General features: G+C 64.1%; 16 protein-coding genes and 1 other RNA gene. 14 read left to right on the top strand and 3 right to left on the bottom strand.

Annotated features, from left to right (window positions below; translation table 11 throughout):
• The 6 genes from CXR03_RS18445 to CXR03_RS06575 all read left to right on the top strand — a co-directional run.
• On the top strand, positions 1–213 hold a 213-nt coding region (locus CXR03_RS18445), incomplete at its 5' end, for a hypothetical protein (protein ID WP_219816196.1).
• A 429-nt stretch (positions 214–642) separates the two neighbouring features.
• A complete protein-coding gene (locus CXR03_RS06595; protein WP_104102705.1) occupies positions 643–1,236 on the top strand; it encodes a GNAT family N-acetyltransferase in 594 nt (197 codons plus the stop codon).
• A 167-nt stretch (positions 1,237–1,403) separates the two neighbouring features.
• Positions 1,404–1,499, top strand: an RNA gene (ffs, locus tag CXR03_RS06590) — signal recognition particle sRNA small type.
• 78 nt (positions 1,500–1,577) lie between these two features.
• Entirely contained in the window at positions 1,578–4,664 is a 3,087-nt protein-coding gene (locus tag CXR03_RS06585) for a DNA polymerase III subunit gamma and tau (protein WP_104102704.1), read from the top strand.
• 121 nt (positions 4,665–4,785) lie between these two features.
• Positions 4,786–5,382 carry a recombination mediator RecR gene (gene recR, locus CXR03_RS06580; protein WP_104053647.1) on the top strand — a complete coding sequence of 199 codons (597 nt, stop codon included), beginning with the start codon at positions 4,786–4,788 and terminating at the stop codon, positions 5,380–5,382.
• 255 nt (positions 5,383–5,637) lie between these two features.
• Positions 5,638–6,924, top strand: coding sequence for an aspartate kinase (locus CXR03_RS06575; RefSeq protein ID WP_104102702.1), 1,287 nt, complete (start codon positions 5,638–5,640; stop codon positions 6,922–6,924).
• 9 nt (positions 6,925–6,933) lie between these two features.
• Here the strand turns inward: CXR03_RS06575 and CXR03_RS06570 are convergent, their stop codons facing one another.
• Both CXR03_RS06570 and CXR03_RS06565 read right to left on the bottom strand, forming a co-directional pair.
• The gene (locus CXR03_RS06570; RefSeq protein WP_104102701.1) at positions 6,934–7,245 is read right to left on the bottom strand and encodes a hypothetical protein; all 312 of its coding nucleotides are present in this window, start codon (positions 7,243–7,245) and stop codon (positions 6,934–6,936) included.
• A gap of 139 nt (positions 7,246–7,384) precedes the next feature.
• Positions 7,385–7,600: a hypothetical protein gene (locus CXR03_RS06565; RefSeq protein WP_104102893.1), complete on the bottom strand. Its 216-nt coding sequence runs from the start codon at positions 7,598–7,600 to the stop codon at positions 7,385–7,387.
• An 86-nt stretch (positions 7,601–7,686) separates the two neighbouring features.
• On the opposite strand from CXR03_RS06565, the gene CXR03_RS06560 reads away from it, so the two are divergent.
• The 4 genes from CXR03_RS06560 (at position 7,687) to CXR03_RS06545 (ending at position 10,225) form a co-directional block, all read left to right on the top strand.
• On the top strand, positions 7,687–8,145 hold the full coding sequence (locus CXR03_RS06560) for a MarR family winged helix-turn-helix transcriptional regulator (protein WP_258073517.1): 459 nt from the start codon (positions 7,687–7,689) through the stop codon (positions 8,143–8,145).
• Positions 8,146–8,215: 70 nt separating this feature from the next.
• Positions 8,216–9,196 (top strand): 3-methyladenine DNA glycosylase, encoded by a 981-nt coding sequence (locus CXR03_RS06555; RefSeq protein WP_104102698.1) that lies wholly within the window; start codon positions 8,216–8,218, stop codon positions 9,194–9,196.
• Positions 9,139–9,672 carry an SRPBCC domain-containing protein gene (locus CXR03_RS06550; protein ID WP_104102696.1) on the top strand — a complete coding sequence of 178 codons (534 nt, stop codon included), beginning with the start codon at positions 9,139–9,141 and terminating at the stop codon, positions 9,670–9,672. Before CXR03_RS06555 ends, CXR03_RS06550 begins: the two co-directional genes overlap by 58 nt.
• 31 nt (positions 9,673–9,703) lie before the next feature.
• On the top strand, positions 9,704–10,225 hold the full coding sequence (locus CXR03_RS06545; protein ID WP_104102695.1) for a hypothetical protein: 522 nt from the start codon (positions 9,704–9,706) through the stop codon (positions 10,223–10,225).
• A 20-nt stretch (positions 10,226–10,245) separates the two neighbouring features.
• Here the strand turns inward: CXR03_RS06545 and CXR03_RS06540 are convergent, their stop codons facing one another.
• The gene (locus CXR03_RS06540; protein ID WP_237688641.1) at positions 10,246–10,728 is read right to left on the bottom strand and encodes a DUF4442 domain-containing protein; all 483 of its coding nucleotides are present in this window, start codon (positions 10,726–10,728) and stop codon (positions 10,246–10,248) included.
• Between the two features lie 152 nt (positions 10,729–10,880).
• On the opposite strand from CXR03_RS06540, the gene CXR03_RS06535 reads away from it, so the two are divergent.
• From CXR03_RS06535 to CXR03_RS06520, 4 genes are all read left to right on the top strand, one after another.
• Positions 10,881–11,291, top strand: a complete 411-nt coding sequence (locus CXR03_RS06535; RefSeq protein ID WP_258073516.1) for a hypothetical protein — start codon at positions 10,881–10,883, stop codon at positions 11,289–11,291.
• 94 nt (positions 11,292–11,385) lie between these two features.
• A complete protein-coding gene (locus CXR03_RS06530) occupies positions 11,386–12,192 on the top strand; it encodes an amino acid ABC transporter substrate-binding protein (protein ID WP_104102693.1) in 807 nt (268 codons plus the stop codon).
• A gap of 53 nt (positions 12,193–12,245) precedes the next feature.
• A complete protein-coding gene (locus tag CXR03_RS06525) occupies positions 12,246–12,869 on the top strand; it encodes an amino acid ABC transporter permease (RefSeq protein ID WP_104102890.1) in 624 nt (207 codons plus the stop codon).
• Positions 12,856–13,632, top strand: coding sequence for an amino acid ABC transporter ATP-binding protein (locus CXR03_RS06520; protein ID WP_104102692.1), 777 nt, complete (start codon positions 12,856–12,858; stop codon positions 13,630–13,632). The genes CXR03_RS06525 and CXR03_RS06520 overlap by 14 nt, the downstream gene beginning before the upstream one ends.
• Positions 13,633–13,695 lie beyond the last annotated feature (63 nt).

Below are 13,695 nucleotides of genomic sequence, written 5' to 3'. Positions count from 1 at the left end.
CGGAAACAACCAGTTCAACCAATTAAAATAATTGGTATCAATAAACTTGGCACACTATTGAGTTCTCAAACAACAGATGCATCCGAAATACTCGGAAAAACAAACAATGTTTTTCTTTTCTCTTCGCTGCAGTGTTTCTTTATTCTATTTCATCCGGACCGTATTTGGCAATTCGGGGTAATTCCCGAAGACTGCTTCGTTTTGTCCGGCTGACCCCGCGCAAAAGCCCCGGCTTTCCGCTCCCGGGCCGGAAGGCGCAGGATGGATCACCAGGAAGTTTTTGGTGGGGTTTGGCCGCCATGCTCGGGATGTTTTCCAACTCCCGGCCGCGGCGACTTAGAAGACTTTACACAGGTTTTGACCCGCCCGCAAATCGGCCCTAAACCGTCCCTAGGCCGCCTCCCCTCCCGCCCCAAACGGACAACGGAGTGCGGGGGGAAGAGCCCGAAAGATCCCGCTGACTCCGGGGCCCTGCAGGATAGGTAGCGGACACACTATAGATAGGGACACGGTGCAGGTTGGGGACACAGCGCAGGTTGGGAACACGGCGCAGGTTGGGTACACAGTGCAGCTACGGATAAGTGGACAGGAAGTTGTCCAAGCAACGGCCCCTTGGGCCGAGGAGCAAAAGGAGGGAACGCCATGCCGTCATCCCGTAAACGGGCACTGAGCATCCCGCTCGAACTCCCTGCTCTCACAACCGCCTCCCACACTGCCGGCACCCGGGTGACGCTGCGTGCTTTCACAGCCGCCGACGTCGGACTCATCCAATCTGCGTCCCGGGATCCCCTGATTCCCCTCATTACCTCCGTTCCCTCTACCTCCGGCCCCTGCGAAGCCCTGGCATTCATAGAACGCCAGCATCAGCGGCTGAACAGCGGATCCGGCTGGTCCTTTGCCATTGCCAATGCCTCCTCCGATGCTGCCGTGGGCCAGATCGGCTTGTGGCCGGGGCAATCCTCCCGCCGGACCAGCAACCCGGACACCATCGGATATTGGATTGGTCCGAACCACCGAAAACAGGGTTATGCGGGTGCCGCACTGGGCCTGCTGACGGAGTGGGCCCTGACGGAGGCGAACATGCGCCGAATCCACCTGTATATAGAGCCATGGAATGAGGGGTCCTGGCGTACGGCGGAACGGGCCGGCTACAGAAGGGATGCACTGCTGCCCTCCTGGCAGAAGGTGGGGACGCAATGGAAGGACATGTACCGCTACATAAGGACACCGCTCTGACCCCGGATCCGCCTCCTCTGCGGCTCTCCTATTCTGCGTGTCTCCTAAATCCTGGGTGTCTCCTAAATACAGGGCGCGTTCAGGGGCAAACAAGGGCCCCGAAGGGCAGGCAGAACCTCCTGGAACCGGCCGCCGCATAAGCACTCGAAAAATCGGGTAGACTTGTTCGCGGCCCCTCATGTGGTGTCATCCTGTGAACTCCCCCAGGACCGGAAGGTAGCAAGGGTAAGCGGGCTCTGGCAGGTGCATGGGGGGTCTTTAATTTTTTCAGGACCAACAGGTTTTCCCCGCCCCAGGTGCCGGGATGCAAACCGTCAGTGCCAACCGATAGGGTTCTATCTGTGAGTACAGCCCTTTACCGCCGCTACCGTCCCGAGAGCTTCGCGGATGTGATCGGGCAGGAGCACGTCACTGAACCGCTGATGGCGGCGCTCTCCAAAAACCGTGTTAATCACGCCTATCTCTTCTCCGGCCCCCGAGGCTGCGGCAAAACCACGTCCGCCCGCATCCTTGCGCGCTGCCTGAACTGCGCCGAGGGCCCGACGCCGGTCCCCTGCGGCAAGTGCGACAGCTGCGTTGAGCTGGCCCGCAACGGCTCCGGCAGCCTCGATGTCATCGAGATTGACGCCGCCAGCCACGGCGGTGTCGACGACGCCCGCGACCTGCGCGAACGCGCCACCTTTGCCCCGGTCCGCGACCGCTACAAGATCTTCATCATTGACGAAGCCCACATGGTGACGTCCGCCGGCTTCAACGCGCTGCTCAAGATCGTGGAAGAGCCGCCGGAGCACATCAAGTTCATCTTCGCCACCACGGAACCGGACAAGGTCATTGGCACCATCCGGTCCCGCACCCACCACTATCCGTTCCGCCTGGTTCCGCCTGAACCGCTCCTGGCGTACCTGGACAAGCTCTGCCAGCAGGAAAACGTTCCGGTTGCCCCCGGCGTCCTCTCCCTGGTCATCAGGGCCGGCGGCGGCTCCGTCCGCGACTCGCTTTCGGTGCTGGATCAGCTGATGGCCGGCGCCGGAGAGTCCGGGCTGGACTATGAACTGGCCGTCAACCTCCTGGGCTACACACCCATCTCACTGCTCGACGACGTCGTGGACGCCTTCGCTGCCGGCGACGCCGCCACCGTTTTCCGCGCGGTGGACCGGGTTATCCAGACCGGACAGGATCCCCGGCGCTTCGTCGAGGACCTGCTGGAACGCTTCCGCGACCTGATCATTGTGCACGCCATGCCGGACAGTGCCGCCGCGGTGCTGCGCGGCATGCCCGAAGACCAGATCAGCCGGATGAGCACGCAGGCGACCCAGCTCGGCGGCGCCGAGCTCTCCCGCGCCGCGGACATCACCAACACGGCGCTGACGGAAATGACCGGTGCCACTTCCCCGCGGCTGCATCTGGAGCTTTTGTGCGCACGCATCCTGCTGCCGGCATCGGACCAGACCGAGCGCGGCACGGCAGCGCGGGTGGACCGCATTGAACGGCGCCTGAGCTACGCCGGTGACAGCACCGAGGCCGTAGGCCGCGCGGCAGCTGCCTCGTCGCCGGTTGAATCCATCCCGGCGGCACGCCCGACGGCGGCACCGGAAACTCCCGCCGTGGTTGCGGATGCACCCGCTGTGCCGGCTGAATCCCGGCCGGACGCCGTGCCGGCAGCTGCCGCCGCGTCTTCGAGCACTGCCGAGACTTCGGGTTCAACAGGTGCTGCGGACAGTTCTCCCCTGGACTGGGGCGGAACGTGGGCAACCGCACCGGAACCGCAGGGCGCAACTCCTCCGGCCACGGCTGCCGGTCCGGCCGCTTCCGCGACTGCGGAACCGGATCATCGGCGGGCACCTTCGACGGCACAGGACTCTTGGGCAGTATCAGCTCCCGGCTCATCTGCTCCAGTTCCTGCCGCGCCGGCAACCCCGGCTCCTGCAACGTCATCCCCGGCTCCTGCCGCGCAGCAGACGGGCGGTGCCGGTGATGCTTCGGGCGGCCAGATCGAAATGATCCGCCGCGCGTGGCCTGAAATCATGGATGCCCTCACGGGAATCCGCCGCGCCACGTGGCTCAATGTCAGCAAGAACGCCAGCCCCAAGTCCTTCGACGGGCGAATCCTGCAGCTGGCGTTCAGTAATCAGGGCGCCGCCACAAACTTCAACCGCCCGGACCACCTGGAGAACCTCCGGAAGGCGGTCAGCCAGGTCCTTGGAGTGGATTGCCAGGTCAATGTGGTGCATGACAGTTCGGCGGGTGAGTCGGGCCCAAAAGCAGGTAGCCGGTTAACCCCGGCGCCGGCTCCCGCTCAGGTCCAGGCTCCGTCCCAGCAACCCGCCAGCCATTCGGCACAGGCTCCGGCTGTCTCGTCGGCGCCGGCGGTTTCCGTAAATCCCCCCGCACGCGCCGCAGCTCCGGCTGCCCAGGTCAGTTCCGATCGCCCGGCGCCGCCCAGCAGCTCGATACCGTCCAGCAGCCCGGCACCGTCCGTCAGCCCGGCACCGTCCGTCAGCCCGGAACAGCTCAACGGCTCGGCGCGTCCCGACGCCTCAGGACCGTCAGCGCAGCCACAGCGCGCCCACGGCTCCTCGGCCGTTGCATCCGGTCCCGCGGCTGCCGCTGCCCTGAACCGTCGCCGCGGGCAAAGCCCCCAGCAAGGTTCCGGCCCCCAGCAGGGTTCAGGACAACAGGGTTCAGCACAGCCGGGTTCAGGACAGCAGTCCTCGTCGTCTTCACGGTTCCCGGGCCGCGGCGGCCGAAGCACTGCCGTCGAACCCGGCCCGCTGCCGGATGACTGGCAGCAGGAGCCGCCGGAGGATCCGTATGCCGGCGGCCCGGAAAGCAACGCCTGGGAGCAGGCCGAACCGCCCGTTGACGTGTACTCGTCCGGCACTCTGTCCGACAGCGAATGGGCTGCCACTAATTGGGCCGGCGCAGGGTCGTCACCGGCCCGAACAGCGGGCAGTGCACCCGGTGGCCCGGGAAGCGGCGGCAACACGACGTCACCCTCGGCCGCGGTTCCGGCTCGGTCAGGGACACAGCAGGGTGGAACACAGGCAGCCCAGGGCGCCCCGTCTCCAGCGGCCCAGGCAGCATCGGCTCCGGCAGGATCGGGTCCGGCGTCGTCGTCGGCTGCAAGCGCGCCGGCGCAGCCGCAGGTACAGCGGTCGACCCCTTCCGCTGCGGTGCCTCCCACCGCCGCGCACGGGCCGGGCAACGACGGGCGGCCGCTGAGCCGGTATCAAAAACTGCTCAATGAAGCTGCCGCGCGCAGCGGTTCGGCAAACCCCTCCGCCGGGCGCAGCGCAGTAAACTTGGTGGAAGACATCCCCAGCGCGGATGACATCCGGCTTGAAGATTCCGGGCTGGTGGGCAGGAAAGCCATCGAGCGGATCTTGGGCGGCCGATTGATCGAAGAACGCAGCCTCGACGGCCGGTAACCTGCATTTTCCGCCGTCTGACTGACGATGTAATCCCGCCGGCTTGCCGGCGGGATCGTCCGGTACCGGCAGCACCAACGCAGCCCTTGCGGCGGCGCACCAATCCAGCAGAGAAGGTCACGTGTACGAAGGCGCAGTTCAGGAACTGATTGATGAGCTGGGACGGCTTCCGGGGATTGGCCCCAAATCCGCCCAGCGCATTGCCTTCCACATTCTGGAAGCTGATCCGGAGGATATGCGGAAACTGGCGTCCTCCATCGTCACGGTCAAGGACAAAGTGAAGTTCTGCAGTATCTGCGGCAACGTCACCGAGCAGGAAACGTGTGCCATCTGCCGCGACAGCCGCCGGGACCCGACCATGATCTGCGTGGTTGAAGAGTCCAAGGACGTCATTGCGGTGGAACGCACCCGGTCCTTCCGCGGCCGGTACCACGTGCTGGGCGGCGCCATTAATCCCATTGCCGGGATTGGACCGGACCAGCTTCGCATCCGTGAGCTCCTCAGCCGGCTCTCGGACGAGCAGATCTCCGAAATCATCATCGCCACGGACCCCAACCTCGAGGGTGAAGCGACGGCCACCTACCTGTCCCGCATGCTCAAGACGCTGGGCATCAACGTCACGCGGCTGGCTTCCGGCCTGCCGGTGGGCGGGGACCTGGAATACGCCGACGAAATTACGCTGGGCCGGGCCTTCGAGGGCCGGCGCAGCATGTCCTAGCCGGTTCTCCGAGTCCCGCCTGCACCTCGGAAGCATCCGGGCAGCCCCCGGACCTGCCCGGACCTGCCCGGACGTGACATTAAGTGCATATGTCCCCTCTATTTCGGCCGGTTCAGGCCGCAACGCTAGACTTTTGATGATTGGCCACAGTATCCGTGGCCCGGCTTCCCTGGACTGCCGGGGATGACATCAGATGCACCGCGCCGAGGACGTCGCCGGGCAGCAAACCGGAAGTGATTCAGAGAGCGTGTACGCATGAGCCTGATAGTTCAGAAATTCGGCGGTTCCTCCGTGTCGGACGCCGAAGGCATCAAGCGCGTTGCCAAGCGGGTGGTGGACACTCACGCCGCCGGCAACGAGGTGGTGGTGGTGGTTTCCGCCATGGGTGACAGCACCGATGAGCTGCTGGATTTGGCCGCGCAGATTACCTCCGGCGGAAACGCCCGCGAGATGGACATGCTGCTGAGCGCCGGTGAACGTATTTCCATGGCGCTGCTGGCCATGGCCATCAACGAACGCGGCGGATCCGCCCAATCCTTCACCGGCAGCCAGGCCGGCATGATCACCGATGCCATCCACGGCAAGGCCCGCATCATCGACGTTTCGCCGCACCGGATCAAGACGGCCATCGAGAAGGGCGACGTCGCAATTGTCGCCGGGTTCCAGGGCATGAGCCGGGACAGCCACGACATCACCACGCTGGGCCGCGGCGGTTCGGACACCACCGCCGTCGCGCTGGCCGCCGCGCTGGGCGCCGACGTTTGCGAGATCTACACCGACGTGGACGGCATTTACACAGCGGATCCCCGCGTGGCACCCACCGCTCAGAAGATTGACACCATCTCCAGCGAGGAAATGCTGGAAATGGCGGCGTCCGGAGCCAAGATCCTGCACCTGCGCTGCGTGGAGTACGCCCGCCGTTTTGGCGTTCCGCTGCATGTGCGCTCCTCCTTCAGCCAGCACGAGGGAACCTGGGTCCTGCCCAGCCCCGATGACAAGATCAAGATTCAAGAGGGAGAACCCTTGGAACAGCCCATCATTTCCGGCGTCGCACATGACCGCTCCGAAGCCAAGCTCACCGTGGTGGGCGTGCCGGACATCCCCGGCAAGGCGGCAGAGATCTTCGGCATCGTGGCCGGTGCCAACACGAACATCGACATGATCGTGCAGAACGTCTCCACCCAGGGCTCGGGAAAGACGGATATCTCCTTCACCCTGCCGATCGTTGACGGCCAGGCCGCCATGGCAGCCCTAAACGCGGCCAAGGCGGAGGTGGGCTTCGACAGCATCGACTACAACGAGCAGATCGGCAAGCTGTCCCTGATCGGCGCCGGCATGCGTTCCAACCCGGGTGTCTCGCACAAGTTCTTCGAAGCACTGCATCTGGCCGGGGTGAACATCGACATGATCTCCACGTCGGAGATCCGCATCTCGGTTGTCACTGACGCCGCGCTTCTGGACACGGCTGTCCGCGCCGTCCATGCTGCATTCGGGCTCGACGGCGACGCCGAGGCCACCGTGTACGGCGGCACCGGCCGCTAGAACGGCTGTTTAGGCGTTCGGAGGCAGCGGCGGACGAAGCGAATAGTTCCGGTAGGACAGGGGCAGTCCCGGCGGCTCAGGTTCCGCCGGGTCGGTAACCCGGAGGGCGTAGTGCCTGCCGTCTGCATCCGTTTCCACTCGGATGGACCGTAGCTGGTCGTCGATCTCATTTTCCAGATCGTCATGCAGATGCCCGACGGGTTCGGTTACGCGATCGCGTTCAGCATCTCCGTAGAAGACGGAGACCAGGCGGGCCACCCGACCCGCCATCCCGGCGCCGTGGGCGAAGGGTGCAGGCCGGGGAGGGATTTCAGCGCTCATGGAAAGTTCCTTGTGCGGTTGAGGCCGGAAGTCCATCCAGACGCAGGTGGCCTGGGTTCCGGGTTAATCAACCGTACGCGCTCACCGCGGTGGTACGGGTCGAATACGCAAACGTCGGTATCGGGTTTTCTCGAAGTTGCTACTCAGGCTTGCGGGAAACGATGTAACTGCTGCCGTCGGCGCGCGTAACCGTTTCCCAAAGAGCCTTTTCCTGGGCCTGCTGTTCCTTCAGCAGCTGCTGGTTTTCATCCGTCATGGGATGGTCCAGGGCACTGGTCTGGGCAGGACCGAAAATCAACCGGACCTTGCCGGTTGTCCGCATGAATTTTGAGGTAAAGCTCTCTTTGTCAGCCATGTCCTGCACCTTTCACAACTTCCTTGCCTGCAGCCCATAGTACGCTAATCATTAGTGCACTAATGATTTCAAGAAGGGATGAGGACATGAGCCGGGTTGATGAGGACCTCCTGCTGGAACATCAGCTGTGCTTTGCCCTGTCCGTGGCCTCCCGAAGTGTTGTCGGTGCCTACAAACCCGTGCTGGAAAAACTCGGCCTCACCCATCCGCAGTATCTGGTCATGCTTGCCCTCTGGGAGCAGAGCCCGCGAAGCGTCCGCAGCCTCGGTGCGGCCCTGGCCATGGAGCCGGCCACCCTGTCGCCGATGCTCAAGCGCCTGGAGGCGGCCGGGCTCATCACGCGCAACCGTGCACCGGAAGATGACCGATCCCTGGCCGTGGAGCTGACGGAAGCCGGACGTTCCCTTCGGGGGAAGGCCGCTGAGGTCCCGGGCACCATGCTGGAACGGCTGAATCTGACCCGGGACCAGGTGCAGGAACTGAATGAAGCCATGCGGCGTCTGATTGAGTCCGCACAGTTGGCAGTGGCAGCGGATCAGAACTGATTCGGGCCCCAGGGGCCGCAGCAACGGCACCGTGCCCCACAGCGGGGAGCGGGAGCGGGATAATGATTGCGTGACTTCTTCCGCTTTCTCCGCCGTCCTCCGAGAGGATCAGTGGCTGCCGCTGGTTCAGCAGCACCGGGAGCGCGTGCAGCCCTTCGTGGAGGGATTCCTGTCCCGCCGGTCGGCGGGCCAAAAACACCCCGTGGAAGATTTCCTCTTTACCTACTACTCCCAGAAGCCCGGACAGCTGCTGCGCTGGCATCCGGGAGCCGGCGTCGTCCTGGCCGGGACGGCGGCCGGCGAGCGCAAAGACTGGAAGTTTTACCGCCCCCTCAGCGAGCCGGAACTTGCAGCGGCGGGACTCGGCGCCGGCACGACGGGGGTGACCGTGGACCTGCCCGCCTTTGCGGCGGCGCGGGGAGACGCCACTGCCTTCACGGCCAGGCTGCTTGCCCGCACTGCCGCACGGAAGGCAACACTGGGCTGCTTCGGCATGCATGAGTGGGCGATGGCCTACAAGTCGGACACCAACGGCATCAGGCATGAATACCTGCAGCTCCGCCTGGGTGCGCAGGGAACTGACGAGCTCGTGGAGCGCAGCAAGATCCGGTGCACCCACTTCGATGCGTTCCGTTTCTACGCACCGCAGGCGGTACCCCTGAATGAACTCCGGCCCACCCGCGAAAACCAGGTTGACCTGGAGCAGCCCGGCTGCCTGCACGCCAACATGGACCTCTACAAATGGGCCTACAAGCTGGTGCCGCTGCTGCCGAGTGAACTGGTCATGGACTGCTTTGAACTGTCCTGGCGCATTCGAGCCATGGACATGCAGGCCTCCCCCTACGATTTGCAGGATTGGGGCTACTCTCCAATCCGCGTGGAAACCCCGGGCGGCCGGAGTGAATATGCTGCCGCCCAGCGACAGTTCAGTGAAGAATCACAACTGCTGCGGGCCCGCATCCTTGGCCTGCTGGAACCCCTTCAGGAGCAGCTATGGAGCCACAACCCACCGGCAGGATCACCCGCACCGGACCGGAATCCTACGACCTGACTTTTTCCCGGTTGTTTTCGGAACCACCGGACGCCGTCTGGACCAGTTTCACGGATTCCACCCAAACAGCCTCCTGGTTTGGACGCTGGCAGGGCACCCCCGCCCGGGGATCATGGCTGGATCTTCAGATGCTCTATGAGGATGGACTGCCGTGGAGCCGGCTGCAGGTCTCCGAATGCACCGCCCCTGAACTGCTTCGCCTGCTGGTGGAGGACGAGTACGGCAGCTGGGATCTGGAGATCCGTTTCCAGGGCCACTCCGGCGGAACCCGGTTGGATTTCATTCATCATCTGGACGATCCGCTGGCTGCGGAAGGCGTGGGTCCCGGCTGGGAATACTATCTGGACCGGCTGGCTGCTGTCCGCGGAGGCGCCACGGTCCCGGAGTTCGGTGACTACTATCCCGGCCAGGGACCGTATTTCCTGGCTCAGGCGCGTGCTGCAGCAGATGCGGACCAAACCGGCGGAATTGGCTAGGCTGGGGCCACCCTACCCGGAGGTCTCACCCATGTTCCGTCCCCTTCGAGGACTGCTGGTCCTTGGTGTTGCCACCCTCGCCCTGTCGGCGTGCGGCGACTCCGCCGGCGCACCGTCAGCCGATTCCTCGTCTGCCGCTCCCTCCGCATCTTCCTCTGCTTCCCCATCAGCATCCCCGTCAGTCTCCGGAACAGCAGCGCCGGATGCATCATCAGCCGGGACCTCACTGACCGTGGAGTACCGGGAGAACGGAGAGACCACCAGCGCAACCTGGACATTGCAGTGCGACGGCGCCACCCCCGTGGGCAGCTCCGATGCACCGGATCCGGCAGCGGCCTGCGCAGGGCTGGCGGACCAGGGAAGCGCACTGTTTGCCGCCCCGGACGCGAATCTGATGTGCACCCAGATCATTAAGGGGCAGCAGCGCGCCCATGTCACCGGCACTGTGAACGGCGAAGCCGTGGACCGCACCTTCTCGCTGCGGGACGGCTGTGAAATCGGCCGGTGGGAGAGCCTTACCGCCCTGCTCGGCCCGGCGGAGGGAAATCTGTAGCGGCCGGCCCGAGCGTTCGGTTAGCCAGCTACTGTCTTGTTCCGCTCCTGCTTGCGGCGGACGTAGACCTGCTTGCGCACCCGCGCCACCACACCGCCGTCGGCATCCACCACGTCCACGGAGAACCACTCCAGGACCTTGTCCCCGCCGGCAGCCAGCTTCCTGAGGCGCTCCACGTCGGCCGGCGCCAGGACAAAGCGGGCCGTGACCTCGCCGCGGCCGGGCTTGATGAAATCGATTTCCGCCGCCCGGTCCCACACCACGTGGTCCGCGCCCAGATGACGCAGCAGAAGCATCATCCAAAAGGGATCCGTCATGGCAAAAAGCGACCCGCCAAAATGCACCCCCGCTACATTGCGGTTCCACCAGTGCAACCGCAGCCGCACCTCTGCGGACAGCGAATCAGCGCCCAGATGCGTGATGTGAATGCCGGAAAAAACAAAGGGCGGCCAAAGATTGATGAACCGGCGCATCACGGCAGGCTTCACGGTCAGAGCTTTCACGCACCCACTCTAGCGGCCGTGACGCAGCTCATCTTCCATCCGCCTGCCTTCGAAGACTTGTTCCCCACCCCTTCGCTACGTAAAATCATTAAGCATGCTTAGTATCCGATCCGGCCGGAGGTCTTCCGCCCGGACCATATCTGGAGGCACAAATGTCAACGCAGGCACGACCCGAAGGCGAAGCAGACCCTGCGCCTGAACCCTACGTTCCCTGGTGTACCCAGTGCGGAACGGATGACTACCTCATTATTGAATCCGTGGAACCGGCCGTTGGCGATGATGCAGCGGAGTTCCTGGAAATCAGCTACACCTGCTCGGAATGCGACAGCTTTTATGGCCATCCGGTGCGGCACTCGTCCGTGCGCGCACGGCAACTGAAATCGGACAGCACCGCCGCACAGTATCTGCACTGCGGAGAGCCGATGCAGCCCAAGGACAGTGCCGTAGCGTCCATTTTTGAACCCGTCTTCACCGACCCGGACGGCACTCCCGTTCCCGAGGTCCAGCTGGACACCACAGTGCTGCGGTGCCGCTGCGGGTTCCAGATCAGCGTGCCGGCCTAACCGGGCCAGCGGCGGGATCTACACGCAACGTAACAAGCTGCGTGCAGATCCCGCCGCCAGTGCGTAGTGTGTCTGCCACACCCCTAGGAGACTCATGCGCATCCACAAGACCCTCGCAGCACTCGCACTGGCCACCGGGACCCTGACGCTTGCTGCCTGCGGATCAAGCGGGGCTGAAGACGCCGCCACCGCTCCCACCGGACTTGAGGCCATTCAGGAAGCCGGCACCATAGTGGTTGGCACGGAAGGCACCTACCGTCCGTTCAGCTTCCACACTGACGGTTCGGGTGACCTGACCGGATATGACATCGAAATCACCGAGGCCGTAGCGGATAAACTCGGCCTTGACGTGAAGTTCGAAGAAACGCAGTGGGACGCCATCTTTGCCGGGCTGGAGGCCAACCGTTTTGCCATGATCGCCAATCAGGTGTCCATCAACCCCGGGCGCGAGGAATCATACGAGTTCTCCGATCCCTACACCGTGAGCCCGGGGGTCATTGTGGTACCCGCCGGTGAATCGTCCATCAGCTCCTTTGCGGATCTGAAGGACAAGACCACCGCGCAGTCCCTCACCAGTAACTGGTACGCGCTGGCGCAGGAAAACGGGGCAAAAGTCGAAGCCGTGGAGGGCTGGGCCCAGGCAGTGGCCCTGCTGGAGCAGGGACGCGTTGACGCGACGGTCAATGACAAGCTCACCTATCTGGACTACATGCAGCAGACCCCCGACGCCCCGCTGGAGATCGCCGCCGAAACCGATGATCCCGCGCTTTCGGCCTTCGCTTTCGCGAAGGGCAACACTGAACTGCGCGACGCCGTGAACGAAGCGCTGTCCGAATTGCGCGCTGACGGAACGCTCGCCGAGATTTCGGAGAAGTACTTCGGCGAGAACGTCTCCGAGTAGGTCCACCCGTGGATGAGTCGACCTGGGACCTTGTCCTACGCTCCTTCCTGCCGATGCTGGAAGGAGCGGTGAAGGGCACCATCCCGCTGGCACTGATTTCCTTTATCCTGGGTCTGGCCATTGCGCTCGGCGTTGCCCTGATGCGCCTGTCCAAGGTGCGGATCCTCTCCGGCATTGCCCGTGCCTACGTGTCCGTTGTCCGGGGCACGCCGCTGCTGGTCCAGCTCTTTGTCATCTTTTACGGGCTGCCTTCCATCGGAGTACTGGTTCCCCCATGGCCCAGCGCCGTCATCGCTTTCTCCCTCAACGTGGGCGGGTATGCGGCAGAAGTCATCCGGGCCGCCATCCTCTCCGTCCCGCGCGGCCAGTGGGAAGCGGCGTACACCATTCGGATGTCCCCCGCGCAGACACTCATCCGCGTGATCCTCCCCCAGGCGGCACGGGTATCGGTGCCGCCACTCTCGAACACCTTCATCAGCCTGGTCAAGGACACTTCCCTCGCCTCGCTGATCCTCGTCACCGAGCTCTTCCGGCAGGCACAGGAAATAGCGGCCTTCAGCCGGGAGTTTATGGCCCTCTACATTGAGGCCGCCTTCATCTATTGGATGATCTGCCTTGTCCTGTCCACGGGACAATCAGCCCTTGAAAGGAGGCTGGACCGCCATGTCGCCAAATGAGAACCCGGCCGGGTCCGACGTCCTTGCCGTCCGCGGCCTCCACAAACGCTTCGGCCCGGTGGAAGTGCTCAAGGGAATTGACCTGGACATCCGCCGCGGCCAAGTGGTTGCACTGATTGGGCCCAGCGGATCAGGCAAAACCACCGTCCTGCGCTGCCTCAATGGCCTGGAGGTACCTGACTCGGGGACGGTGCAGTTTGCCGAAGGGGACGCAGTGGACTTCGGCAGCAAACCTCCGCGCCGCACGGTGTCCGGATTGCGGGAACACAGCGCCATGGTTTTCCAGCACTACAACCTGTTTCCGCACCGCACGGTCCTGGAAAACGTGATGGAGGGGCCGGTTCGGGTGCAGCGGCGCCCCCGGGAGGAAGCCTCCGCAGATGCGCTGGCCCTGCTGGAACGCGTTGGGCTTGCAGACAAGAGCGGCTCTTATCCCTATCAGCTCTCCGGCGGCCAGCAGCAGCGGGTGGGCATAGCCCGGGCACTCGCCCTCAAGCCGCGCCTGCTGCTTTTCGACGAGCCAACCTCCGCACTGGATCCCGAACTCGTGGGTGAGGTCCTCGAGGCCATTCGTGAACTCGCAGCCGAGGGCTGGACGATGCTCCTTGTCACGCACGAGCTTCGCTTCGCACGGGATGTGGCGGACCGCGTCATCTTCATGGACGGGGGCGTTGTCGTGGAGGAGGGGCCGCCCTCGGAGGTTCTTGCGGCCCCCAAGCAGGAGCGCACCCGCCAATTCGTGCAGCGGCTGCTGGACCACTAGCGGCCCCGCCGAAGGGGCCGTTCCGGACCCCCGAAAGACACGAAAGGACGGGCACGGAAAACG

Origin of the sequence: Arthrobacter sp. 08Y14, assembly GCF_002929455.1 — a bacterium.
Classification (GTDB): Bacteria; Actinomycetota; Actinomycetes; order Actinomycetales; family Micrococcaceae; genus Arthrobacter_B; species Arthrobacter_B sunyaminii.
Note: the sequence above shows the minus strand (reverse complement) of the source record. Positions and strands in the feature narration are given on the sequence as shown.

Excerpts from the sequence above, each read along its gene's own strand:
- CXR03_RS06565 (WP_104102893.1), bottom strand. The coding sequence starts at position 7,600 with ATGGCTGACAAAGAGAGCTTTACCTCAAAATTCATGCGGACAACCGGC.
- CXR03_RS06520 (WP_104102692.1), top strand. The coding sequence starts at position 12,856 with ATGTCGCCAAATGAGAACCCGGCCGGGTCCGACGTCCTTGCCGTCCGC.
- CXR03_RS06570 (WP_104102701.1), bottom strand. The coding sequence starts at position 7,245 with ATGAGCGCTGAAATCCCTCCCCGGCCTGCACCCTTCGCCCACGGCGCC.
- CXR03_RS06595 (WP_104102705.1), top strand. The coding sequence starts at position 643 with ATGCCGTCATCCCGTAAACGGGCACTGAGCATCCCGCTCGAACTCCCT.
- CXR03_RS06535 (WP_258073516.1), top strand. The coding sequence starts at position 10,881 with ATGTCAACGCAGGCACGACCCGAAGGCGAAGCAGACCCTGCGCCTGAA.
- CXR03_RS06560 (WP_258073517.1), top strand. The coding sequence starts at position 7,687 with ATGAGCCGGGTTGATGAGGACCTCCTGCTGGAACATCAGCTGTGCTTT.
- CXR03_RS06525 (WP_104102890.1), top strand. The coding sequence starts at position 12,246 with ATGCTGGAAGGAGCGGTGAAGGGCACCATCCCGCTGGCACTGATTTCC.
- CXR03_RS06545 (WP_104102695.1), top strand. The coding sequence starts at position 9,704 with ATGTTCCGTCCCCTTCGAGGACTGCTGGTCCTTGGTGTTGCCACCCTC.
- CXR03_RS06575 (WP_104102702.1), top strand. The coding sequence starts at position 5,638 with ATGAGCCTGATAGTTCAGAAATTCGGCGGTTCCTCCGTGTCGGACGCC.
- CXR03_RS06550 (WP_104102696.1), top strand. The coding sequence starts at position 9,139 with ATGGAGCCACAACCCACCGGCAGGATCACCCGCACCGGACCGGAATCC.
- CXR03_RS06530 (WP_104102693.1), top strand. The coding sequence starts at position 11,386 with ATGCGCATCCACAAGACCCTCGCAGCACTCGCACTGGCCACCGGGACC.